Below are 23,438 nucleotides of genomic sequence, written 5' to 3'. Positions count from 1 at the left end.
CTTGTTGGATCAGGAGACGAAATAGCCGGTGAGCTGATAGCCGACGAGCAGCCAGCCCGCGGTCATCATCAGGACGTTGGCGGTGTAGGCATGGCGCAGGAAACCGGAGGTCTTGCGCCAGTAGCTCATGGCAATGAGGATGACGGCGAGCGCGATAAGCTGGCCGAGTTCGACGCCGACATTGAAGGCGAGAAGGTTGGGAACGAGCCCGTCTTCTGCAATGTCGTATTCCAGGATCTTGGTTGCGAGGCCGAGACCATGGAAAAAGCCGAAGATCAGCGTCGCCAGCCTGGTGTTCGGCTGGAAGCCCAGCCAGCGCTGGAAGGCGCCAAGGTTGTCGAGTGCCTTGTAGACGACCGAGAGCCCGATGACGGCATCGATCAGATAGGCGCTGACATTCCAGCCATAATAGACGCCGAGCAACATCGTCGTCGAATGGCCGATGGCGAAGAGGCTGACATAGATGGCGATGTGCTTCAGCCTGTAGAGGAAGAAGATCACGCCGAACAGGAAGAGCAGGTGGTCGTAGCCGGTGACCATGTGTTTGGCGCCGAGATAGACGAACGGGATCAGGTGGATGCCCGTGATTTCCTGGATGTAGCCCTTGTCGCCTTCGGCGACGGCGTGGGCTGCTGCCGTGCCCGCGAGAAGCAGAAGCGAGAGCGCGACAAGCGCCGCATAAAGAAGCGTGTGCCGGACGGACTGGCCGTGCGACACACCTCCGCGGAGTGGTGTAGTCATGAGTGTTTTCCGTAAACGAGGTGAACCGGCCGCGGGATGCGGCGTGGATCAGGCGCGGTTTACGGAGCGCGGGGGCCGGTCGATGCCGAATGGAAGGCCCCCGTCGAGGTATCCATCGACGAGCGCATAGTCCGCCTCCAGGGCGTTGCGCAACATGTCACCCGCCACCGCGACCAGACCCGCCTTTTCGTGCGTGTGATCGGCGTGATGGTGATCCGGCGCATCGGCGGCGTTAAGGGCGAACTCCAGATCGTCATCGTGCGAATGATCGCCGTGATCATGGGAATGGGCATCGTTTGCGACGACGACTGCCGGCGCGTGTTGGCTCAGCGAATGCGTTCCGGCCGGCATGGACGCGAATACGAGCATGGCAAAGCCTGCCAGCACGGCCATTATCCTGGTCCCGAATCGTGATCTCGTGTGAAACCGCATGTTGCTCCTGATAGACGCAAACCCCGGCGGAGACAAGAATCCGCATTGAAATATCCTCTCCAGGGGGATAGGAATTACATTATGACAGAACATCGACACGAATCCCATCCCGACATCATCAAGCGGCTGAAACGCGCCGAAGGACACCTCAAGAGCGTCATCGCCATGATTGAGGCCGGCAGGCCATGCCTCGACATCGCCCAGCAGCTTCACGCCGTCGAAAAGGCGGTCGAGAATGCCAAGCGAACGCTGATCCAGGATCATCTCGACCATTGCCTAGACGAGACCGTCGGCGCGCTCGATCGCGAGCAGCGCAAGTCCATCGACGAGTTCAAGGCGATCACCAAATACCTGTAAGGAGGGCGACATGCCCGGCTTCGCCGAACTGCTCAGCCAGGGCTCCGCCCATGCCTGGCTCTTCATCCCCAGCGCGATCCTCCTCGGCGCGCTGCACGGGCTGGAGCCCGGCCATTCCAAGACGATGATGGCAGCCTTCATCGTGGCCATCCGCGGCACGGTCTTGCAGGCCGCGCTGCTCGGCATCGCGGCGACGATCTCGCATACCGCCGTCGTCTGGGGCATTGCCTTCGCCGGCCTCTATCTGTGGCGTGGCGTCGATGCCGAGACCGTGGAACCCTATTTCCAGCTCGCTTCGGCGGCGATCATCATCGCCATCGCGCTGTGGATGCTCTGGCGCACCCGGCAGGACCAGAAGATGGCAAAGGCCGCCGCCGGGCACTCGCATGACGGACATCACGGTTCGCACGATCATGGGGTTCAAGGTCATCATCACGCGCATGGGCACGATCATGACCACGGGCACGGCCATGGGCATCGCGGCCACGGCGAGGAGGTGCGCCGGATCGATACCGGGCATGGCGTCGTTGCGCTGGAGATCTTCGAAGCGGGCGTGCCGCCCGTCTTTCGCCTGCGGACCGAGCGGGGCCATGTCTGGCAACCCGACGACGTGAAGATCACGACGGAACGGCCGGATGGATCCGTTCAGGTCTTCGCTTTCGCCGACCGGGGGGACTATCTGGAATCCCTGACCGAAATCCCTGAGCCGCACGAATTCATGGCGCGCCTCAGCCTCGGGCACGGCAATCACAGCCACGACTACGACCTCTCCTTCGTGGAGGGCGACGGTCACGACCATATGCATGAGGAGCTGCGCGGGCTGGACGTCGCGACCGATGGCTATCAGGATGCGCATGAACTGGCCCATGCCAACGATATCCGCCGCCGCTTCGCCGACCGGAAGGTGACGACCTGGCAGATCGTCCTCTTCGGCCTGACCGGCGGCCTGATCCCGTGCCCCGCCGCCATCACCGTCCTGCTGCTCTGCCTGCAGCTCAAGGAATTCACGCTGGGCTTCATCCTCGTGCTCTGCTTCTCCATCGGCCTTGCCATCACGCTGGTGACGGTCGGGGCGATCGCGGCACTCAGCGTCCGGCACGCGACGAAACGCTGGTCGTGGTTCAGCACGCTGGCACGCCGGGCGCCTTATGTCTCAAGCCTGCTGATCATCGCGGTCGGCATTTACATCGGCATCCACGGCTGGCAGGGCTTGGCCGCGCGGGCCGCCGGCGAACCGCTTGCCGTCGGGCAGGTGGACGGGTGACGGCCGATCTTGCGGCTTATTTCGGCCTCTTCGGCGCGGCATTTCTGGCAGCCACCATCCTGCCCGCCCAATCGGAGGCCGTGCTTGCCATGATGATCCTTGCCGAGCGCTATCCGCTTGCCATCCTGATCGGGATCGCGAGCCTCGGCAATGTGCTCGGTTCCATCGTCAACTGGGCACTCGGGCGCGGCATCGAGCGCTATCGCGACCGCCGCTGGTTTCCGGTTTCGCCGAAAAAGCTCGAAAGCGCCGAAGGCTGGTATCGGCGCTATGGCAAGTGGTCGCTTCTGGCAAGCTGGGTGCCAATTGTCGGCGACCCGCTCACCGTCGTCGCGGGCATCTTGAGGGTACCGCTTCCGACCTTCGCAGCATTCGTCACCATCGCTAAGGCCGGCCGCTATCTGGTGCTGGCCTGGGTAACGCTCGAGGTCGCCTGACATGCTGACCTGGATTCTCGAGTTCCAGAAGGAGACCTATCTCACCTTCGGGGAGCATATTCGCACCTTGGCGGGCGGAGGCGGCTCGGCAGCGCTTCCGGCCTTCCTTCCCATGGGACTGCTGCTGGGTGCCGTCCATGCCCTGATGCCGGGCCACAGCAAGCTGCTGCTGGCGACCTATATCGCAAGTTCGTCGGGCGGGATGTGGAGCGCACTCCTGACCGCCTTCACGCTGGCGGCGACACACATATCCATCTCGGTGCTGATTGTTCTCCTGTCGCTCCCGGTGATCGATTACATGTTCGGCGGCTCGGGACCGGGTTCCTCGCCGCTGCTCGAACACATGAGCCGCGGTGCCATCGGCCTGATCGGCCTCTGGATGATCTGGCGAGGCACACGCGCTACCGCCCACGGTCACGCGCGCCGCGACGGCGCGGGCTTCGGCTTCGTGGCAGGTCTCATTCCCTGTCCGCTCACCCTCTTCGTCATGACATATGCGGCGGCCCGTGGCGTAACAGGCGCGGGACTGCTGTTCGCTGTCCTGATGCTGGCGGGCGTCGCTCTGACACTGGGTGCCGTGGCGCTGCTGGCGGTGTCCTTCAGAAAGGTCTTCGACCGGTTGTTCATCCGAAACAAAAGGCTGCTCGACAAAGTGTCGCGAGGACTGGAGATTGCTGCTGGCCTCGGCATGGTCGCTGTCGCTGCGGCGACCATTTTTTGACCTCGTTTATTTAAGGTCTTGAGGGGAAGTGAACCTGCGATCCCGGAGCTCCCAGTTAACAACATCCGCTGGAGAGTTCGGACGTCTATCCAGTATCTGCCTGCGAACCGCTTGCAGTCCGCGTTCAGCGGAAGACGCGTCAAAGACAACTACTGAAAGTGCAGGACCACTGGGGTGCCGTTGATCGTTTCCACCTCCATCTCAAACCCGAAGATATCGAAAAGCATCGGCGGGGTAAGGATCTCACGCGCCGAAGCATTGGCGACGACGCGACCGTCTTTCATCGCCACGATCCGATCTGCATGGGAAGCCGCCTGATTGACATCATGAAGCACTATGACGACAGTCTTGCCGTGTGCTTTGGAGACAGCCTTGAGAGAGCGCATCAGCTCACGTGCGAAGTACATGTCGAGGTTGTTGAGAGGCTCGTCCAGAAGCAGGTATTCAGTATCCTGGGCGATTGTCATGGCGACGAGAGCACGCTGCCTTTGGCCCCCTGATAGTGTCTCAAGGAACCGATCCGCCAGATCCGTCAAATCGAACTGCTGCAGTGCCCGCTCCACCAACGCGTGATCCTCGTTCGTCAGCTTGCCCCGTCCGTGCGGGAAGCGACCGAAGCTGACGAGCTCCCTTACGCGCAGTCGGCTGGTTACGAGCGGCTCTTGCCGGAGGATCGCGATGACTTTCGCGAGCTCCCTGCTGGGTGTGGCGTGGACTGGCAAGCCGCCGGCTGTGATCTGTCCGGCCTGCAAGGGCTGCAGCCGGGCGATCAGAGATAGAAGGGTTGATTTGCCTGCTCCATTCGCGCCCACGAGCGCCGTTATGCCACCCTTCGGAATGTCTAGCGACACGTCCTGAAGGATCGTCTTGGAGCCGCGAGAGAAGGAAACGTTTTCAATACGGATCATCTACGGCTTCCGACAAAGAGCAGGATGAGAAACACGATGCCGCCGGCGAATTCAATGACGATCCCGAGGGTGGCGCTATTGCCCAACCCATGCTGGAAGATGGTCTGTCCGCCAACAAGGACTACCACCGCAGTCAAGGCAGCGGCCGGAAGAAGCACAGCATGCCGTCTTGTATCGACGACGATCTCCGCGAGGGCGACTACCAGCAAACCGAAGAACGCAACCGGGCCAACCAGCGCGGTGGAAACTGCAGCAAGCGCTGACACCAGCAGCAAGAGCCCCGCGACAGTGCGTATCCACGACACGCCGAGACTTATCGCTGCATCGGCGCCAAGCGCAACGATGTCAAGCACGTGTCTTGCCCGCCACACAACGAGGAAGCCGCCAACCGTGATCAATGACGCCAGGAAAAGCAGCGAAGTCTCAACGTCATTGAAGTTTGCGAAGCTGGCCCCCTGCGCCACTGCAAAGTCGTTTGGATCCACCAGTCGAGCCAGCAAAGACTGCAGGCTGCGAAAGAGGACGCCCAGAATGACCCCCGTCAGGAGCAAGAATCCCATGTCCAATCGACGCCTGAGCATGGGAAGCAGGAGAGCCGCCGACATCGCCATCAGCAACAGGACCTCGCCGCTGAACTTGATCTGAGCGTCAAGGGCCGAATAACCCAGGCCTCCGAGCAGGAAGACGAGCAACATCTGTCCGAACAGGTAGAGCGCGTCCAGGCCCATGATGGAGGGCGTCAGGATTCGGTTGGCTGTGATGGTCTGGAAAACTACGGTTGAGATCCCGATCGCTATGCTAACCTGAACCAGGGCAAGCAGCTTGGTGGCTCGTAGCGAGAGCACGAAGGGGATGTTTCCTCGTAGCCCGATCGTCATATAGGCGCTCATACAAACAAGAGCCGCAACCGCGAGATAGATGACGCGCCGGTTACTCATCTGCAGCTCGCCGCCAGACAAGCCACAAGAAGACCATGCCGCCTACGCAACCGACGACCGTACCCACCGGAATTTCGTAGGGAAACCGGATTAGTCTGCCGAGAATGTCGCAACCAAGGACAAGGACAGCGCCGCAAAGAGCAACAATGGGTAGCGTCCCGCGCAGGTTGTCGCCCATCATCCGCGACACAATGTTCGGCACGACAAGACCGACGAAGGGGATTGTCCCCACGATAACTGTGCCCAGCGCCGAGATCACCGAAACGATGACAAGGCCCAGTTGCAACATCCGAGAATAGTCGACACCGAGCGCGATGCTGGCGTCGCGTCCCAATGCCATGATCGTCAGCCGGTCTGCGATGAGCCAGGCGACGACGACCATGATGGCTCCAAGCCACAGAAGTTCATAGCGGCCGCGAAGAACGCCCGAGAAGTCGCCTTGCGTCCACACGGACAGATACTGAAGAAGGTCGGTCTGCCAAGCAATGAAGGTAACCGCTGCGCCAATCACTCCGCCATAAACGATGCCAAACAGCGGAACGAGAAACGGCTGGGTTGGTGGCAGCCGGTGGGCCGTCGCAAGGAAGACGGACGTTCCAACAAGTGCCGTACCAACGGCGATCAAGCTCTTTAAGAACAGGCTCGCCGAAGGCCATAGCAGAGTGACGAACAGCACTCCGAGCTCGGCACTTTGCGCCGTCCCCGCCGTCGAGGGCTCCACGAATCGGTTGCGGGCAAGCGTCTGCATGATGACGCCCGCAATCGCCAATCCGGATCCCATAAGCAGTGCCGCCAGTGTCCGGGGCAGACGACTGATCATAATAAGCTGCAAGGCCTCAGGGTTGGAAAGCATCTGCCCGACTGTAAGCTCGCCCACCCCTACAAGGAGACTCGCCAGACAGAGAGCGGGCAGCGTCAGTGCCATCGTCAATAGAAACGGGGAGGAGGCGCCTTGATCTTTGCCGATGCTCATTGCGCGCGTGAGAACGCCTCGGCGATGGCGGCAAGAACACGCTTCGTGGATTGGATACCGCCCGCGGCGATATAGAAATCTGCCGCAGGGAGATAGACGACCTGTCCCTTCTTCCAGGCAGACGTCTGAGCGACCAGCTCGTTGTTCAAGGTGGCCTCCGCGCCCTGGTCACCAGAGCCAATCGCTTCGGCTCGATCGAGGACGAGGAGCCAATCCGGATTTGCCTTGGCAATGAACTCGAATGAAACGGCCTCGCCGTGATTGGCAGCTTCCAGATTGGATACAGCAGGGGGCAGGTCAAGCGTCGAATGGACCCAGCCAAAGCGCGAGCTAGCCCCATAGGCCGTGATCTTGGGTCCGTTGGTCATGACGATCAGAGCGGTCCCCTTTCCGGCAGTCGCTGCCCTTGTAGCCTCGATTTGCTCATCAAGCTCCGATGCTGCCTTTGCCGCCGCCTCCTCCTTGCCGAACAGGGTAGCGTAGGCTGCAAGACGTTGCTTCGCCTGCTGCACAAGATCTTGCCCCGTCATCGTCATGTCGATGGTTGGTGCTACCTGCGAGGTGGCGTCCACCTTGGTTGAGGAACGACCACCGAGAATGATCAGATCGGGCTCCAGCGCGCTCAGCGCCTCGAGATCAGGTTCGAAGAGATTTCCGACGACCTCTGCGCCATCCAACAGGGGCTCGAGCTGCGGGAGGTAGAGCTTTTCGGGGAGACCGGCAGGTTGCACGCCCAAGGCTTGTAGCGTGTCGAGCGCCGCCATGTCGAAGACAGCAACCTTGGCCAGTGGCGTCGCGACTTCGACCGGACCGCGTGCTGTCTCGATCTCTGCGGCTTGTACGACAAGTGGTGATAAGGCAACAACGGCCGCGGTCACGACAGTCATCAGACGACGAGGGCTCATGCTTTGTCATCCTGGTCTGTAGATTGAGCGGCCGGCCTCCATTCCAACGCTTCCAAGTTCTCGCGATATGCGAAGGTCACGAGATGGCGTTCGATCACCGACTGCGTCTGCTGGAGCTGCTCGTCATCGGGCGCGCTGACGGTAATATCCAAGCGATCCTCGTGGGCATGAAGAAGAGCGGTACCGCATGCAAATCGGCACTCTCCGTCACGTTCAGTGTGGACCACCTCGATCTTATGGCCGAAGTGCTTGCACAACTGAGCCAGATATTTCTGCGCCTCCGCTGTCTGCCAGCTCGAATTTGACTGCACCACGTTTGGCTCCTTCACATCATAGGGCAGGCGCAGCGGCCATAAGGCCGCTGCGCGGCCGCGATTTAGAACGTCGCTTTTGCCGTCAACAGGAAGGATCGCCCAGGCTCGTAAAGAGGCGTGACGGTGCCAAATTCCTGTCCATAGGTCGCGCGATCCGAATAGGTCTCGTCAAAGACATTCTTCAGGTCGGCGCGGAAGCTGAAGTTTGGCAGCGTCTCTGGCTTCCATTCCGCAAAAAGATTGACCACTTCATAGGCTTCATATGCCGGTGCACCTGCAGCAACGCGATCATACTCGGGCGCGAGTTCTATATCGCCGCCGACCGTGAGATTCCAGTCCAGGAAGGTGTGGGCTGCGGTAATCGTGATCAAGTCGCCGCCTGGCGTCGCGAGATAGTTGCCGGTGTCCGAGTCTACAGGTTCACCGTCAACATTCACGTTGATGTGAGCATATTTAACCTTCACGTAGCCGGTCGTCCATTCGTAGCCGAGAGCGATCTCGAAGCCCTTGGAAACCAGATCTCGATTGACCAAAGCGCCACTTGCGGGCGGTCTGTATCGAGCTATTCGGGCATCCTGGATGCTCGTCCTGAAGAGGCTCGCATCTGCGGTGAACCCTTCATAGTTGGCCTCCAGCCCAACGAGAACGTTGTTGGCGGTAACGGGCTCTGGACCATCGGCACCATAGGTCCAGCCTGGATTTATGATGAAGTTTTCCGCGAGCGGAATGCCGGCCCAGACATGCGAAACTCCGGCCTTCGCCGTCAAGACGTCGGTCAGGTCGTACTCCGCCGAAGCGTTCGCGCTCAAGCCACCGTTGTCGAATTCGTCCCCGTTCACGCCAGTGAACCACTGATGGTCCGCACGTCCGCCGAAGGAAAGCCTTGTACGATCCCACGGCTCAAGCCTCGCCTGAGCATAAAAGCCGATATTGCTCGCTCGCTCCCTGCCATCGTCCGAAAACCCAAGCGCCGCACTGGAAGCCACCAACTCTGCCTTGTCGCGGTAGAAGTCGACGCCAGCCACGATGTTGCCGAGATCGAAGGCGAAGTTATTCTCGAACTTTCCATTGAAGCTCGAAGTCTCGCCGATGGTCGGATAGCTGGAAGGGACGCCGGACGGGCAACCGGACGGGCAAATGAAGCCGAGTGTATCCACTTCCGTGCTGCTATAGGCGAGTTTGAAGGTTGGATCCCACCATCCTTCCGGCGTCGTATCCGTATAGGTGAAGACGGTGTTCTGCCGGTCGATGCGGATATCGCGCACACGCGGTTCCCAAGGCGGCCGCCCGGAAATGAAACCGATATTCGAGCGGAAAGGTCTGATGGCGTCATCGACGGCGCGGTCATAGCTGATCTCAAACCTGTCGCCGCTTTCCGCCTCATAGGCAATCTTTCCGAGACCGCTGATCAGGTCGGTACCCGTTCCAGGTACCTCGCTGCCGGTTCCGGCCACGAAGTCATCACCCTTTCCGAATGAGAAGTATCCGAGGAAATCAAAACCCTCATGAGCCCCATAAGCCGACAAGCCGGTCGTTACAGCATCGCTATTGAAGTTGTAGGTCGAGGTGACGAACCCGCCAAACGACTGGCCCGGCTCTAACAGGTCGAGTGCGTCGAGAGTTTCGTAGTGGATCGAACCCGCCAGCGCGCCGGGTCCGGCGTCGGCAGGTGCGATACCCGCATCAACATCCACCGCCTTCAAGAGGGAGGGGTCGATGAGGTTGGTGGCATTGTGATGAAAGACCTTGTTGTTTTGCCGAGAGCCGTCGATCGTCACCGCAAGATTAGTCTCCTCCACGCCGTGGACGTAAACCTTCTGCGACATAGGCAGCGAGCTTCCGACCTGGATCCCAGGCTCCTGTCTGAACACATCTCCCAAATCGCGTGGATTGATCTGGTCTAGTTCCTCTGTGCCGATGACTGTTTCCCCGACATCACCCTGACCCGCCCTGGAGGATTGAACGACGATAGTCTCCAAAGCAGTTGCGCCGTTCGCTAGCGTCGCCTGGTCACTGGAGGCATCGCTTATAACCGCGGTACCACCCGCGATGCGGTATCGAAGACCTGTTCCGGAGAGCATTCTAGCCAAAGCCTGCTCAGCGCTCATGCTCCCCCTGACCGGGGCTGAGGTGACGCCTTGGGACGATGATGCAGCGAGCGTGACCTGCAGGCCCGACTGCCTGCCGAAAGAGTTGATGGCAGCGCTGAGAGGTTGCGCGGGAATGTCAAAATCGGTGGTCGCTGTCTGCGCGAGGGCTGGTCGTTCCAGTATTGGACTTGCGGCAAGCACGACAAAGGCAACACTGGTTTGCAAGATCATCACAAGGGCTGATCCCCCGACCCCAGAGCTTACTCGCTTCAATGGCACACTGTTTGGAAAATTCATGAACCCCGTCTCCTTAACGCATACTGTCCAGCCCCCCATTGGCCGGCGCTCAGCGTTAAGACGACTTCCGCTGCAGGTTTTTTCACCTCAGAAGGAGAAAGTTTGTGGCTTTGGCTAGAGGAAGCTGAGCACACGCAGGTAAGGCGAGACATGGTGGACCGTCCCGCCATGCGGGGTCACAAGCGCCTCAAGTGCACGGTCTGGCTGAGAAAGGTCATACAGCCCTGTCACCCGACGGCTGGCAAGATCGGAGCTAGGAATAGTGATCCAGGCCTTGTGATACCGCCGCAGCTCCTCGACTACGGAGGCGATCGTCGCGTTCTCGACGAAGAGACGATTGTTTCGCCATCCCGCCATGTCGTCGGGAGATTGGCGGGTTTGGGTTGTTTCCCCGTCCGACTGCCGCACAAGGAACGAATCCCCTGGCGTCAGCTCAAATGAGCGGTCGGACTGTTTAGCAGTCAGCTCTACACGACCGTGAACCAGGTCAACTGAGGTGGCCTCGCGTTCAACGTGCACATTGAACGCGGTGCCCACAACCTTGATCTCGACTCCCGAGGCATTGACTATGAACGGGCGGCTGGCATCTGGCTCGACGGTGAAGAAGGCTTCCCCCCGAAGAAGGGTAACGCTGCGCGATGTTCGTGAGAAATCGGTGTCGACCGCAGTAGCCGGCGCCAGCTCGACGCGAGTACCATCTTCTAGCGACACCGTAAGACGCTCTGCCGCTTGCGTCAGAAGATCGGCTTTTAAATGTCGCGTTATGTAGGGGCTGGCCAACGTCAACAGGAGACAGGCTGCGACTGCTAACCCGATACGCCCCGCCGTCTTCCTGTAAGCCGACTGGGCCTCGCCCGCAGATCGGCTGGGAAGGGCACCCGAGCGAACATCCTCCGGCGACGTCTCGCCGAGAAGCTGCCAGGTTCGACAGGCTTGTTCCCAGGCCTTGCGGTGAGCCGAGGAGGTGTTGATCCAGTTTTCGAATGCTTGCCGATCGAGGTATGCGTCAGGCGCTTCGCGCAAGCGGATAAGCCAGTCCATGGCCTCTTCAAGTAATTCACCCCCGATTGTGCCGTGTCTCGTCAATTCAAACCTGCACTTTGCTGACCACACGTTTCCGATCATTCCTGCGTAGGAACGATTGAGGCTTTAGATTTTTTCAACTCGAGAGAGGATTACCGAACTTCTTCGTCAAGCGCGACTGCGATCTTCACCATGGCATCGCGAACATACCTGTGTGCGGTTGCCACTGACACACCCAGATGTGACGCGACCTCTTGAAGTGTGTGACCGCCATGGCGGTACATCTGAACTGCAATCCTGACGTCTTCCGGGAGGCGAGCAAGTGCGGCGGCTGCGACCTCCGCCTGATCTCTGAGAATTATCGTCTGCTCTGGAGTCTCGACCGGTTGCGGGAGTATCCAGAAGGGAGGATCGTCACAATGTCCGCGTCGCTCGATCCCTCGTCGTTTCAGAGCGTCTAGCGCCAAGTTGCGAACAATCCTGTAGAGATAGCTCACCCGATGTGCAGTTCCTAGGGTCGCAGCCCTTTCAGGAGCCAGGCGTAGGTACGCCTCCTGGACGATATCTTCTGCAGCCTCCCGCGAACGAAGAATGCTGGAGGCGTAGTCTATGAGCGCTGACCGGTGAACCAGATACCAGCCGTCCTGCTGCTGTACTTGTACGCTCATGGCGTTTGCATGTTCCGTCTGTGTCGCCGTTGGTCACGGTGAGCCAGCAGCCGACAAGGACTTATGGTTCATCATAAAGATGATGGCAATAGTCTACTTTAGCGATTATCTTTCAAAGCCGCCACCGCTTGATGACGCGGATGGACGATGTCCGCTTTCGGGAAGGCACAATAATAGCGTCAATGATATAGGTGGCGGTGCGAAGCTGTCACTGGACTTGAACCACAGCTGGCTCGAGCAAATACCTTGCCAGTGTCTCGCTCTTGATAGGACCTGAACCGTCGACCTTTCGAGGCGCCCTGCGAGCCTTTAGTCAGGCACGCCATGGGTCCACGAGGATAACGCCGGTGCCCTGGAAATCTTGAGTGTTGCGTGTAACGACCACAAGCCCGTGCACGACCGCCGTGGCAGCGATGAGTGCATCAGCTTCGTTGCGGCGATCCGGAATATGCAAGTGGGCACATCGCGTCGCAATCGCTTCATCGATAGCAATGATGCGCTGAGCGAACTCCGGGCGTACTCGGCTATCCATCCAGGCTCGTAAGCGAGCGCCCTGCTCAATGTCACGCCGCTGGATGCTGAGTATCCCGCGCTCAAGTTCTAGAACCGTTATGGCAGAAATATACAGATCGCGGGAATCCTGCGCGCTTATCCAAGCCGTCACGTTCTGATCAGCTTTACCGTCCCCAACCTTACGGAGCTCGGAGACAACGTTTGTGTCGAGCAGATATCTCAAGACAGATCGACTTCGCGAGTTGCGATGACTGATCGAGACGGATCGAATTCGATGTTGGACAATCCGGGCATGGAAAGGGCATCGACAAGACTGCGACGCTTACCTGTCAGACGCTCAAACTCACCGTACGTCATCAACACGTGCGAAGGTCTGCCTCGATCAGTGATAACGACAGGCCCCGCTTCAGCAGCTTTTTTTGCTCTGCCAACATCATGATTCAATTCGCGGCTGGTCAAGCTGATAGTGGCCATATACACCTCCATGTAGGAACGTACCTACATATAGCGCCTTCATCCTGCCTGCGCAATGCCCTCCTGGTACGACGTAGCTGTCCAGGCTTCTACGCCTTGACCGGAACCGCGGAAAGGCTCTTCAGCTTTGCTCAGCCGGAACACCGCCGAAGGTGCGGAGCAAAGCAATACCAGGGATGACAGATCGTGCCGACTGCCTGTGTTACAGGCTCGACTTGACCCGCTTTACGCATTTTTAAGCGCCCGCTCCTAATTCCGCACGCCCTCGGCCTGAGGCCCGAGAAAAGATGCGGAATGAGACATGCCCAACGAAGAGCTTTCCAGACGCCATTTTCAGAAGAAGATTTCGACTTACTGCGACGTCCGGCTTGCTCCCGTCGCGCCGGATTGGATCGTAGAGAACATACGGCCCTACCTTCTGGGTCTGATATCAGCATCGGCCACGATGGCGCATTTCTTCTCGAGCGATCCGGCGCGGAACAGTTTGGCATAGACGTCAAAGTGGACGCCATGAATCGCGATAACTGAGATGCCGAGCCGCTCAAGCCTCACGCCGTACACTTGCTCGATCATCGCCGGGATCAGGAACATCTCGGCTGGACCTTCGACCAGCATGACCTTGCGCGCATAGAGTAAGGCGCTCTTGGTTGCGTCGAGGTAGCGTTCGAGATCGGCAATTTCTGGCGCGGTCAGCGCGGCATTGAGCGCGAGATTGCCGGCAGCGATGGTCGCGTCCTCGCGCTTGGTGAGAGATACAATACTGCTCAGTGGAACCTGAGAGGTTACCTGGGTGCTGTGACTGGTCAGGATGGTCTGCACGTTGATCGCGCGTAGTGCCGCGATCAATGAGAACTGCAATTGAGGATGAAGATGCGCTTCTGGCTCCTCGATCAGTATCAATTGGCCGGCCGAGCGGTTGAGCGCGATCCGCCGCTGCAGGTATTCCATCAGGATCGCGATATAGAGAATGTTATTCATCCCAAGACCGTTGCGGCCAGGTTCGAACGAGGTGAGTGAAAGGTCCGATAGAATAATTTTGAGGTTGCGTATGATCGCGCGGAAGGTCGCTGCGGAGAGGCCGAGAGTGGCGTCCATCTCGAACGCGGGGCCAGAGACATCCTTGAACCGTGCGTCAATTGCCCCCGCTATTTCGGCAATAGTCGCCGAGTTCGCGATCGCCTGATTGGCCTCGTCGAGTATGGCGATTAGGGCATCCTGCTCGGCCGCATCAATCTCGAACGCCTCGATCAGACGGATGAGTGGCGACTGGCGGGGATTACGCAGGTCGCTCTCGACATCGCGGAGCGCAGGCAGATGAACAAGAAGGTAAGACTGCAGATCTGCAAAGCGCACCGACTCGCCGATCCCGTCGTCATCCCAGGCAATCTCCGTGAGGTCGATGGCAGGATCACCGCCACCGCGGATTTCCCACTGATAATCTTCGAGGGTCAGCGCCCCGGGTAAGATATCGCCACTTACAAGCTGCTCCCGGACAGCTGGCCGCGGACGGAAGCGGTAGAATATACGCGCGCGGTCCGCAGCCGTCTTCCAGGTACTAACTAGCGCCTCTTCATTCACACGTCCCTCGAACCCAGCCAGTTCAATTCCTATCAGAACCTGGCTGGGCTGGGCGATATCGATGGCGGAGTGGATGTCCTCGCGCATCAGCGCCCGGAAACTCGACGGCAGCATGTTATCTAGACAAATTTGGATTGCGCGAAGGATCGCGGTCTTGCCAGTATTGTTTTCTCCGATGATACAGCACAGATCATCCGCGACATTCACGTCGAGTGACGCGAATGTGCGAAAATTCTGGATCACTATTCGAGCTACTCGCATCATCCCCCCGGCTGTCGCGCGACCAAACACCGCGATTCATGGTTGTATCAAAGGGATGGTCAAGACAAGCGTGTGATCAATCTCGCACAGCCTCAGAGTAAGGGATCCTCTGCCTACCCCTTCAAAGGCGTTTATCGACCAAAGTTCGAAACGAAAGCCCTCGAGTCGGTGCCAGCTGTCCCCGCCAAGCTGTCCGCGACGCAGCGATGAGTACGTAACCATGTCCGTCAAATCTATTGCTGGCGATTCTATTCAATCCTCTGATAACGTGCTCCGCTTTCGATTTAAAGGAACTCGGAAGGCCCGGCGGCTCGGCTTATCGGCCTTAATGTTCGCCGCCATCTTTGCTGGCTCATGGATTGAATCCCCGATTGTCAGATTTTTCTTCTTGTAAATTGACTTTGTCAGCTTTGCAGTGAATATTGCCAACATTGGAGGCGATGATGACCGACGGACCTTTCCGAAATTCTGCGTTGAGCAATAAGTGGAAGCAGTATGGACGGGACCTCGTCAATGACGCGGCCTCGCTGGACGAGCGTGCTAAGCAGGCCTGTCACAGCGTTCTTAGTGCCATCGATATGAAGGCATTCGATCGGCTCTATCGTGAGCTGGATTCTCGTGCATCTCGTGACCAGATGGATCTGGATTCAGTAGCCGCGACGGAATCCATCTTCGACAACTACGAGCGCTCGTCTCTCAGCGACGCGCTCGAACGAAATCTACTCAGCAATCTCCGCGAAGGGATGTCGGAGAGAAAGTCACTCGATGCGGCCCTTGGAAGCGCTGTGAGTGAGCTTCTGGAGAACGCTGAGAATCGCATTCACGAGGAATGTCTTCGCGCCAGAGATGTTGGCGATATGAGCCCAGCGGATTTTGCAAAAGGCGTTCAACGCAATCGAGAAACCTTCGCGAGTATCGATGTTGGCGGCGTGTGTGCTGCTCTCGAAAATGGCAACAAGAACGCGTTCCGTCGGACCGCGCGCACGGATGTGAACGATGGACCGGATGAAGACTGAATCGCACTCTGAAGTCCATCATGAAAAACACCTTTTCGCTGTTGAGAAAGGCCGGGCAGCTCGACATCCGGAGTTGGATAAAGCTGTCGTTGCCGAGATAGGCAAACATATACAGTTCGTTCCAGATATTCTTGATACTTTTGACGTAAAAGGGTTTGCCGCCAAACACTATGACCTGATGGTCTTGGCAGCCGCGATCGAGTTCGCCGACCGCCGGTGGAGGCGACCGGCATCATGGCTGCGCAATCTGCATGTTACGATCCCTGTCATCGACCACGCATGTTGGTCGAGGCCTGAGGTGCAGTCGTCACTCCGAAGCGCCATGAACTTTCTGACCGGCGACAGCTGGCGTTTCACTTTTGTCAAAGCCGCGAACGCGTCCCCAGTCGGTTGGCGGCAGGTCCCGCTTATGTTTGAGCAGCCGAAGACTTTCGCGATCGCCTACAGCAACGGATTGGATTCGCGTGCAGTATCTGCGCTGAGCGGCCCGGCCTCCGAGGCACTATGTATCCGTGTTGCCAGCACTAAGCAGCGCCGGATGGATGGCGACAGCCACTTCACTCAGATTCCTTTCCGAGTGAAAGGCTTCAAGGGCAAGGAGAGTAGCTTCCGATCTCGTGGTTTCCAGTTCGCGGCAATGGCGACAATTGCTTCGCATCTTTCCAATATAAGCAGGATCATCGTGCCCGAGAGCGGACAAGGTGCTCTCGGACCGGTTCTCGTGCCGCTCTACAATATCTACACTGATTACCGGAATTTTCCGGCATTCTTCAGAAAGATGGAGCGGTTCACTCGGGCCTTGCTCGACTGCAGCATAAAATTCGAACAGCCACGCCTATGGTCGACCAAAGGTGAGACGATGAAGGCGTTCCTAGGTTTGCCAGGCAGGAAACACCAGCATTTGATCAATACCCGTTCGTGCTGGCAGACGCGCAGGATCGTCAATGCCGAGCACCGGCGGCAATGCGGTCTCTGCGCTGCCTGCCTTTTGCGCCGAATGAGTCTTCACGCCGCAGAAATCGTAGAGCCGAGTGACACCTATGTCGTCTCGGATCTATCCGCTTCGGAAGTTGATTCGGCGCTCGCGAGCATCACCGACGACGCTGATCGCGACATCATGGTTGAATACGGAAGCGTGGGGGCCCGCCATCTCGACCACCTCGCCACGATGTCCGCATTGGCAGATGCAGCGTTACGGCCATTCGCTTCACAGATTGCCGCCGCGACTGGTGAGGCCTATGAGCAAACTCTTCGAAACCTGAGAATAATGTTGATGACGCATGCCCAAGAATGGCGGACTTTCTTGTCCGCGCAAGGTGAAAAAAGCTTCTTGAACAGCTGGATGGGCGGAGGCCGCTATGACCGTTCTAAATGAGCTGAGCGCGCAAGAAATCGGTCGCCGGCTCCGGATTGCCCGTGAGAACGCCGATATTCGCCAAGATGACGCTGCGCAGTTCATCGGCGTCTCTCGACCGACGCTGGTCTCTATCGAGAAGGGCGTAAGGCGCGTTCGCATCCAAGAGATCCAGACCTTGGCTCGCCACTACGGCGTGTCGGTAAATGCACTGCTGCGACGCGAGGCCGTCCATACGGACCTGATGCCGCGGTTCCGCAAGCTGCGGAAGACGGAAGACGAACATACGCTAGAGGCAATACGGCTGCTCAACGAGCTCATTAAAGCAGACGTGGAGCTTGAAAACATTCTCGGTATACAGCGCCGCCGAAACTATCCTCCGGAACGGGGCGTCAACGAGGGTGACGCAGTCGCTTTAGGGGAATCCCATGCGAAAGAGCTTCGAGACTGGCTCGGCCTAGGATCGGGCCCGATCGCAGATATCTTTTCCATCGTGGAGCAGGGGCTTGGCATTCGCCTTTACCAGCGGCGCCTTTCTTCACGGTCTCGGGTAGCGGGTTTGTTCACTTACGATGAAAACGTGGGCGCTTGCATTCTTCTGAACGCAAACCATCCGCTGCCTCGTCGGGTTCAGACCCTGGCACACGAAACGGGGCATTTCTATGGGACGCGGCAAATTCCTGAGGTCCTAGAAGAGGATGAGAAATTTCTGTCGCGGGACGAGCGCTACGCAAATGCCTTCGGCCGCGCTTTCGTCACGCCGGCGGAGAGTTTTGGCGAGAGCTTTCGAGAACTGAAGGAGATCACTGGGAAGACGACGCGCCGCCTCGTCATCCTCCTTGCTGACCAATACGGGATTTCTCGCCAAGCCTGTGTTCTGCGTTTGGAAGAGCTGGGACTTGTGAAGAAGGGAACGTGGTCCTGGTTCGAAGATAACGGAGGTATCACGGATGAGCACGCACGAGAAGTGCTCGGAAGCGCCGCAGACCGGCGCGACGCCGGTAAGGCCGATGCAGATCGGTTGGTCTCACAACGAATGAGTTTGATGGCACATGCGGCTTGGAAGCGCGAGCTGATGTCTGAGGGGCAACTCGCCGAACTCCTGAAAATCACTAGGCTGCAGCTGCGCGAGATCGTCGACGAAATCGAGCTTGAGGAAAAAGAGACGGATGACCTACTCAAATTCCCTGAGTGACAATAACGTCCCCTTGGTTCTCGATACCAGCGTGCTGATCAACCTGCATGCCACCCGGTGCGGTGTAGATATCCTCACTTCGATTCCCAATCCGATCATCGTCGCGAACGTCGTAGCTGGCGAGCTTGAAAACGAGACGAGCCGTCGCAACGGCGAGGAGGCGTTCCTGGGTGCACTTTCTGCGGCTGGACACGTCTCATTGCTTGATCTCACGGATCAGGAATTTGAGATGTTCTTCGAACTCACTTCAGTTTCGCCTTCGCTCGATGACGGAGAAGCGGCGACGATCGCGCTCGCAAGCGCGAGAGGCCTCTTCCCGGTAATAGACGAGAAACGCGGCCGTACTCGTGCCAATGCGATCATGGGTGTCGAACCGGCATGGTCGCTCGATCTCGTTCTTCATCCGGTTACTGCTGATAGCCTGGGAGCTGAGGGTCACAGGGAGGCCCTATTCCGGGCACTGCGCGACGGTCGAATGCGCATTCCTCCAGAAAGCACGTCCCATGTTGTCAGTATCATAGGCATCGAAAATGCCGAATACTGCACCTGTCTGCCGGGTTACAAGCAGCTTTTCGCACGCCGCGATCAGCGGTAACAGCGTGTGGACCCGCTTGCTCCTTTAGCACAGCGCCGCGCGCAATCGCAGACAGGCTGGCTACATTACTCCCCACGCCCGAAACCTCCCCCTCCCGGTCATCTCCCTCAGCCCCAGCTCCAATACAATCCGCCGCGCCCCTTGCGGCGTCACCTCGAGCGTCTTTGCCACCATCCCGGCCGACACCAATGGCTTCGCCATGACGAGTTCCACTAGCTCGGGTAGTTTTGACGAGGCGCGGCGTCCCGCCAGCTTGCGCTCAAAAAGGGTTCGCGCCAGCGCCAGCCGGTCATGCTCCTTGAGTCCGATCTCGGCGGCCGCCAAAAACCCCTGGGCGATGGCCAGCAGCCGGGTTTCCCGGTTGCGATGGCGACGGCGATCGACGGGAATCGTTTTCAGGCCGAGGTTGATGGCGACTAGATGATTTTGCGTGGTCACACCACCCTGGCGCAGGATGGAGGCGGCCAGGAGCCGGCCCATCCAGGCGGCATGCTGCAGCACGCCGATCTCGTTCCAGGCGTCGAGCGCGACGATTGCCTGCAGCACCGCCGGAAAATCCTGCGCCTGGCGCAGCACGGCGCGCCATTCCTCCAGCCGCGCATCCTCATCCCAGTCGAGATCGTAGACGAGAGGGTCGCGTTCCCGGCCGGCGCCCGAGCCGGGAGCGCTTTTGGCGGGACCTGGCTTCCTGGCCTGTTCGATGGCGGCTTCGGAGCGGGCGAGCAGCGCGTCAATGGCGGCGAGCTCGGCATCCAGCACATCTTCGCCGGCCTCGCCGTTTTCCTCCCTGTCCTCCAGCCCCTCCCCTCCCCCGTCAACCACTTCACCCGCGGTGGGCTGGTCGGCCACGCCGGTGCCTCCCTCTCCCAAAGATGCCCCGGCCCACGGCCGGCGCAGGCCGCGCAGGCCTTCTTCCGACAAAGCCCAGGCGGGTGGGTGGTCGGCGATGCGCCGGCGGGTTCGTAAAACGTCGCGGGCGATCGTGAGTTCGTGGGTTGGGGTACGGATGTCTCGGAGAGCGTCGTGGAGGACGAGGTCTTCGAGATGGACGAGTTCGCCGTCGATCCAGAGGGAGGCGCAGGCGTCGGTGAAGTTTTGCCGTTCTAGGAAGCCTGGGCCGACGGGGGAGCGGGCGATGCGTTCGTCGAGACGGGCAAGGGCGCTGCTGGCGTCGGCGACGGGTTTCAGCAGGGTTGAGATGGGCAATTTGGCGAGGTCGTAAGGCATTGTTTTTATGGTAAACGATGTCTTAAACGAAAGCTACTGTGCGACAAGAGTTCTACACATGACATAAAGAAGCCCCACGCGGCTCGCATGCGATAAGTAATGCTTATCGGAAGTGAACAGACCAACCGGTTGACCAACCCCGCGGATGCGCCTATTTTACGGGAACTCACTCCGAAAGGCGCGCGATGACCACGACGGTAAAAATCTCTGAAGCCAAAACCCATCTATCGGATCTGCTTGTTCGCGCGGAAGCTGGCGAAGATATTGTTATCGCGCGCGGCAACGACCCCATCATTCGCCTGGCGCGTATCGCCAAGGAAACCGATATGCAGTTGCTGCTGGCAGAGGTACGCGCCGCCCGTCAGAAAGCTGCCGCCTCCACCCATGAGGAAATCCTCTCCTGGCGTGACGAGGGCCGTCGCTGATGGCGTTTGTTATTGACGCCTCGATGGCGGCTGCCTGGCTGTTGCCGGAGGAATATTCAGACGCCGCCGAAATCGTCATTGCGTCGATCAACGCCCCCTGCCCGGTGCCGTCGCTGTTCTTCTTCGAAATCCGCAACATTCTAACCATGGCCGAACGCCGCGGTCGCGTCTCTGCCGGCGGCGCGCTGGTCAACATGGAACGGGTTCGTCGCCTGCCGCTCGACGATGCCGGCATTGGCGGCGACAGTTTTGTCCTGCTGCTGGCTGCCAATCACGCACTCAGCGCCTATGACGCCGCCTATCTGGCGCTTGCCCTCAATCGAAACGTCCCGCTGGCAACGCTTGATCGCAAGCTTGCCGCTGCCGCGCGCAAGGAAGGCATGACTGTGCTTGGACCCTTCGCCCATGGCGACTGATCGCCCGGGGAGGAGTGCGGTTGATCTCCGGGCAGAAACCCTGGACACCATTGCCGCCGTGCTGCCGATAGAGCGACGCGACGAGTTCGCCGAACTGCTCAGCGACCACGATGTGGAAACGCTCCGCCACCTCGTAAACCAGGGGATGGGCGAGAACACGCTCCGCGCGCTTGCCTCCGATCTGGCCTATCTGCAGGCCTGGGCGCTGGCGGCCAACGGATCCTCCCTGCCCTGGCCGGCGCCGGAAGCCTTGCTGCTCAAATTCGTCGCTCATCATCTTTGGGATCCGGAACGGCGCGTGATCAACCCGCAGCACGGGATGCCGACGGACGTAGAGGACAGGTTACGCATCCAAGGGTTCCTGAGGTCGACCGGGCCGCATGCGCCTGACACGGTGCGCCGTCGGCTCGCTACCTGGTCGACGCTCACGAAATGGCGCGGACTGGATGGGGCCTTCGCCTCGCCTGCCCTCAAGTCGGCGATCAGACTGGCAGTACGGGCAACACCACGCCCTAAACGGCGCAAGAGCGCCAAAGCGGTGACAGGCGATGTCCTGTCCAAGTTGATTGGCACGTGCCGGACCAACAGCCTGCGTGATGTTAGAGACAAGGCCATCCTGATGCTCGCTTTCGCCTCCGGTGGGAGGCGCCGCAGCGAAGTGGCCGGACTGCGCAAGGAGCAATTGTTCATGGAAGCACCCATCCATGTCGAAGGGTCGCTTCCCCTGCCCTCCTTGTCCATCCATCTCGGTCGCACCAAGACCAGTGGCGCTGACAATCAGGAAATCGTCTATCTCACGGGCCGGCCTGTCGAAGCGCTGAATACATGGCTCGCGCTTGCCAGGATTGAAAGCGGCAGTGTGTTCCGGGCGATCGATCGCTGGGGCAATGTCTCCAAGCGTTCGCTGGACCCGAAAGCAATCAACGACATCGTCAAACAGCGTGCAGACATGGCTGGCCTCGATCCTGCTGAGTATTCAGCGCATGGCCTGCGCTCCGGCTACCTAACCGAAGCGGCCAATCGCGGCATTCCCCTCCCCGAAGCTATGGAACAATCCCGGCATCGATCCGTCCAACAGGCATCCGAATACTACAACAGCGCAACGAGACGGAGTGGCAGAGCGGCCAGGCTTCTCTAGGTCGGTAATGGCTCCCTAAGGGACACGCATCGGACATCTTCGTTGGGTATACCTGGTGAGACATTCTCCCTGAGACACTAAACTGTGTATCAATTGGGTTGCTTTTGCCATTATGAGACGCTACCCAATGAACGTCTAGAACCTAATGAGACGTTTCATGGCAATTTACGGGTATGCTCGGGTCAGCACCATCGACCAGGATCTGGCGATACAAGAGGCGGCTCTGAAGACGGCCGGATGCACGGTCATCCGGGCGGAAAAGAAATCCGGTTCGACCAAGCAGGATCGGAAGGAGCTTAACACGCTTCTGGAATTCATGCGCGACGGCGACAGCCTGGTCGTGACGCGGGTCGATCGGCTGGCGCGGTCAGTTGGGGATCTGCAGGACATCGTACGGCTGCTCAAGCAAAAAGGGGTGACGCTGAAGGCCACGGAACAGCCGATCGACACCAGCTCGGCGGCCGGCAAAGCTTTCCTCGATATGCTCGGCGTGTTTGCTGAGTTCGAGACGAACCTTCGCAGAGAGCGACAGATGGAAGGCATCGCCGCGGCCAAGAGCAGAGGGGTCTATAAAGGAAGGAAGCCCCACGTCGATGTTGCCGAGATCTGCCGTCTTAGATCCGAAGGAATCGGGCCGACAGATATTGCAAAGAGGCTGAGCATAGGGCGGGCGAGCGTGTATCGTGCGCTTAGAGAAGTCGCGTCCTCTTAGTCGAGACGGCGACATCGCCCCAGCAAGGCGTCGCGGCTGCACCGCGTCTTTTATGTGTTATGATATAACATCTTACAAAAGCAGAATTATGGAACAGACTGTTATGATGCTGCAGGCTGCTCGAAAGCAGCCTCGCGAACAGAGCCCTTGCTCCTCAGACGCGCCTCCTTTTTTGCCTATGCTCGGTGCAAACAGGACACGTCTGGGCTATCACAAGCCAGCGTATAGTCCCTTCTGAGGAACATTGAATGCCTCCAACTTTGGTGCCTGGATGCGCCAACGTGTTTTGATGATGACATAGATGGCGACAACAACGATCAAGACGACGATGACGGGATGCCCTTGACGAGACAGAAAACATCCAATATTTCAATATTCATTGAATCATCAAACTAAATTGCGGCTTGACGTGTTCGAGCAGGCGTAGGTGCTTTGTCTCTCGCCATACATTGAACGAGGATCGACC

At 58.9% G+C, this 23,438-nt stretch carries 26 protein-coding genes; 12 read left to right on the top strand and 14 right to left on the bottom strand.

What is annotated here, in order from left to right:
• Nucleotides 1-9 precede the first annotated feature (9 nt).
• Nucleotides 10-741, bottom strand: coding sequence for a HupE/UreJ family protein (locus NT26_RS21115; protein ID WP_082077839.1), 732 nt, complete (start codon nucleotides 739-741; stop codon nucleotides 10-12).
• Nucleotides 742-789: 48 nt separating this feature from the next.
• Nucleotides 790-1,134, bottom strand: a complete 345-nt coding sequence (locus tag NT26_RS23195; protein WP_052642650.1) for a hypothetical protein — start codon at nucleotides 1,132-1,134, stop codon at nucleotides 790-792.
• Nucleotides 1,135-1,254: 120 nt separating this feature from the next.
• On the opposite strand from NT26_RS23195, the gene NT26_RS21105 reads away from it, so the two are divergent.
• Genes NT26_RS21105 through NT26_RS21090 form a run of 4 tightly spaced genes read left to right on the top strand, consistent with a single transcriptional unit; the run spans nucleotide 1,255 to nucleotide 3,952 of the window.
• Nucleotides 1,255-1,530 (top strand): metal-sensing transcriptional repressor, encoded by a 276-nt coding sequence (locus tag NT26_RS21105; RefSeq protein WP_052642648.1) that lies wholly within the window; start codon nucleotides 1,255-1,257, stop codon nucleotides 1,528-1,530.
• A gap of 10 nt (nucleotides 1,531-1,540) precedes the next feature.
• Nucleotides 1,541-2,794 carry a nickel/cobalt efflux transporter gene (locus tag NT26_RS21100; RefSeq protein WP_052642646.1) on the top strand — a complete coding sequence of 418 codons (1,254 nt, stop codon included), beginning with the start codon at nucleotides 1,541-1,543 and terminating at the stop codon, nucleotides 2,792-2,794.
• Nucleotides 2,791-3,231, top strand: coding sequence for a YqaA family protein (locus tag NT26_RS21095; RefSeq protein WP_052642644.1), 441 nt, complete (start codon nucleotides 2,791-2,793; stop codon nucleotides 3,229-3,231). The genes NT26_RS21100 and NT26_RS21095 overlap by 4 nt, the downstream gene beginning before the upstream one ends.
• Nucleotide 3,232: 1 nt before the next feature.
• Entirely contained in the window at nucleotides 3,233-3,952 is a 720-nt protein-coding gene (locus tag NT26_RS21090) for an urease accessory protein UreH domain-containing protein (protein WP_065814607.1), read from the top strand.
• A 149-nt stretch (nucleotides 3,953-4,101) separates the two neighbouring features.
• Here NT26_RS21090 and NT26_RS21085 read toward each other — a convergent pair whose 3' ends face one another.
• The 11 genes from NT26_RS21085 to NT26_RS21040 form a co-directional block, all read right to left on the bottom strand.
• Nucleotides 4,102-4,860, bottom strand: coding sequence for an iron ABC transporter ATP-binding protein (locus NT26_RS21085; protein ID WP_052642642.1), 759 nt, complete (start codon nucleotides 4,858-4,860; stop codon nucleotides 4,102-4,104).
• Complete coding sequence (locus NT26_RS21080; protein WP_052642640.1) at nucleotides 4,857-5,798, bottom strand: iron chelate uptake ABC transporter family permease subunit; 942 nt, start codon at nucleotides 5,796-5,798, stop codon at nucleotides 4,857-4,859. The genes NT26_RS21085 and NT26_RS21080 overlap by 4 nt, the downstream gene beginning before the upstream one ends.
• Nucleotides 5,791-6,771 carry an ABC transporter permease gene (locus NT26_RS21075; RefSeq protein WP_052642638.1) on the bottom strand — a complete coding sequence of 327 codons (981 nt, stop codon included), beginning with the start codon at nucleotides 6,769-6,771 and terminating at the stop codon, nucleotides 5,791-5,793. Before NT26_RS21075 ends, NT26_RS21080 begins: the two co-directional genes overlap by 8 nt.
• Nucleotides 6,768-7,676, bottom strand: coding sequence for a siderophore ABC transporter substrate-binding protein (locus tag NT26_RS21070; protein WP_052642637.1), 909 nt, complete (start codon nucleotides 7,674-7,676; stop codon nucleotides 6,768-6,770). Before NT26_RS21070 ends, NT26_RS21075 begins: the two co-directional genes overlap by 4 nt.
• Nucleotides 7,673-7,990 (bottom strand): DUF2218 domain-containing protein, encoded by a 318-nt coding sequence (locus NT26_RS21065; RefSeq protein ID WP_052642633.1) that lies wholly within the window; start codon nucleotides 7,988-7,990, stop codon nucleotides 7,673-7,675. Before NT26_RS21065 ends, NT26_RS21070 begins: the two co-directional genes overlap by 4 nt.
• A 62-nt stretch (nucleotides 7,991-8,052) precedes the next feature.
• A complete protein-coding gene (locus NT26_RS21060) occupies nucleotides 8,053-10,161 on the bottom strand; it encodes a TonB-dependent receptor (RefSeq protein WP_425287751.1) in 2,109 nt (702 codons plus the stop codon).
• 330 nt (nucleotides 10,162-10,491) lie between these two features.
• Nucleotides 10,492-11,418: a FecR family protein gene (locus NT26_RS21055; RefSeq protein ID WP_065814612.1), complete on the bottom strand. Its 927-nt coding sequence runs from the start codon at nucleotides 11,416-11,418 to the stop codon at nucleotides 10,492-10,494.
• Between the two features lie 134 nt (nucleotides 11,419-11,552).
• Nucleotides 11,553-12,068: a sigma-70 family RNA polymerase sigma factor gene (locus tag NT26_RS21050; protein ID WP_052642629.1), complete on the bottom strand. Its 516-nt coding sequence runs from the start codon at nucleotides 12,066-12,068 to the stop codon at nucleotides 11,553-11,555.
• Nucleotides 12,069-12,381: 313 nt separating this feature from the next.
• Nucleotides 12,382-12,804: a type II toxin-antitoxin system VapC family toxin gene (locus NT26_RS21045; RefSeq protein ID WP_052642627.1), complete on the bottom strand. Its 423-nt coding sequence runs from the start codon at nucleotides 12,802-12,804 to the stop codon at nucleotides 12,382-12,384.
• Nucleotides 12,801-13,055 carry a type II toxin-antitoxin system Phd/YefM family antitoxin gene (locus NT26_RS22535; RefSeq protein WP_082077837.1) on the bottom strand — a complete coding sequence of 85 codons (255 nt, stop codon included), beginning with the start codon at nucleotides 13,053-13,055 and terminating at the stop codon, nucleotides 12,801-12,803. Before NT26_RS22535 ends, NT26_RS21045 begins: the two co-directional genes overlap by 4 nt.
• A gap of 411 nt (nucleotides 13,056-13,466) precedes the next feature.
• Nucleotides 13,467-14,894 (bottom strand): ATP-dependent nuclease, encoded by a 1,428-nt coding sequence (locus NT26_RS21040; protein WP_280136237.1) that lies wholly within the window; start codon nucleotides 14,892-14,894, stop codon nucleotides 13,467-13,469.
• A 440-nt stretch (nucleotides 14,895-15,334) separates the two neighbouring features.
• Here NT26_RS21040 and NT26_RS21035 point away from each other — a divergent pair, with 440 nt between their 5' ends.
• Genes NT26_RS21035 through NT26_RS21020 form a run of 4 tightly spaced genes read left to right on the top strand, consistent with a single transcriptional unit; the run spans nucleotide 15,335 to nucleotide 19,054 of the window.
• Nucleotides 15,335-15,910, top strand: coding sequence for a hypothetical protein (locus NT26_RS21035; protein WP_244467744.1), 576 nt, complete (start codon nucleotides 15,335-15,337; stop codon nucleotides 15,908-15,910).
• Nucleotides 15,891-17,285: a 7-cyano-7-deazaguanine synthase gene (locus NT26_RS21030; protein ID WP_244467743.1), complete on the top strand. Its 1,395-nt coding sequence runs from the start codon at nucleotides 15,891-15,893 to the stop codon at nucleotides 17,283-17,285. The genes NT26_RS21035 and NT26_RS21030 overlap by 20 nt, the downstream gene beginning before the upstream one ends.
• Nucleotides 17,269-18,459: an XRE family transcriptional regulator gene (locus tag NT26_RS21025; protein ID WP_052642623.1), complete on the top strand. Its 1,191-nt coding sequence runs from the start codon at nucleotides 17,269-17,271 to the stop codon at nucleotides 18,457-18,459. Before NT26_RS21030 ends, NT26_RS21025 begins: the two co-directional genes overlap by 17 nt.
• Entirely contained in the window at nucleotides 18,434-19,054 is a 621-nt protein-coding gene (locus NT26_RS21020; RefSeq protein WP_052642622.1) for a PIN domain-containing protein, read from the top strand. Before NT26_RS21025 ends, NT26_RS21020 begins: the two co-directional genes overlap by 26 nt.
• A gap of 60 nt (nucleotides 19,055-19,114) precedes the next feature.
• On the opposite strand, the gene NT26_RS21015 is transcribed toward NT26_RS21020, so the two are convergent.
• Nucleotides 19,115-20,281 carry an RHE_PE00001 family protein gene (locus NT26_RS21015; protein WP_052642620.1) on the bottom strand — a complete coding sequence of 389 codons (1,167 nt, stop codon included), beginning with the start codon at nucleotides 20,279-20,281 and terminating at the stop codon, nucleotides 19,115-19,117.
• Between the two features lie 185 nt (nucleotides 20,282-20,466).
• On the opposite strand from NT26_RS21015, the gene NT26_RS21010 reads away from it, so the two are divergent.
• From NT26_RS21010 to NT26_RS20995, 4 genes are all read left to right on the top strand, one after another.
• Nucleotides 20,467-20,706, top strand: a complete 240-nt coding sequence (locus NT26_RS21010) for a type II toxin-antitoxin system Phd/YefM family antitoxin (RefSeq protein ID WP_052642618.1) — start codon at nucleotides 20,467-20,469, stop codon at nucleotides 20,704-20,706.
• Nucleotides 20,706-21,122 (top strand): type II toxin-antitoxin system VapC family toxin, encoded by a 417-nt coding sequence (locus NT26_RS21005; RefSeq protein ID WP_052642616.1) that lies wholly within the window; start codon nucleotides 20,706-20,708, stop codon nucleotides 21,120-21,122. The genes NT26_RS21010 and NT26_RS21005 overlap by 1 nt, the downstream gene beginning before the upstream one ends.
• Nucleotides 21,112-22,260 (top strand): site-specific integrase, encoded by a 1,149-nt coding sequence (locus NT26_RS21000; RefSeq protein ID WP_052642614.1) that lies wholly within the window; start codon nucleotides 21,112-21,114, stop codon nucleotides 22,258-22,260. The genes NT26_RS21005 and NT26_RS21000 overlap by 11 nt, the downstream gene beginning before the upstream one ends.
• A 157-nt stretch (nucleotides 22,261-22,417) precedes the next feature.
• Nucleotides 22,418-22,972, top strand: coding sequence for a recombinase family protein (locus NT26_RS20995; RefSeq protein WP_052642613.1), 555 nt, complete (start codon nucleotides 22,418-22,420; stop codon nucleotides 22,970-22,972).
• Nucleotides 22,973-23,438: the final 466 nt, after the last annotated feature.

Origin of the sequence: Pseudorhizobium banfieldiae (assembly GCF_000967425.1) — a bacterium.
GTDB lineage: Bacteria > Pseudomonadota > Alphaproteobacteria > Rhizobiales > Rhizobiaceae > Neorhizobium > Neorhizobium banfieldiae.
This window is presented reverse-complemented; position numbering and strand designations above follow the sequence as displayed.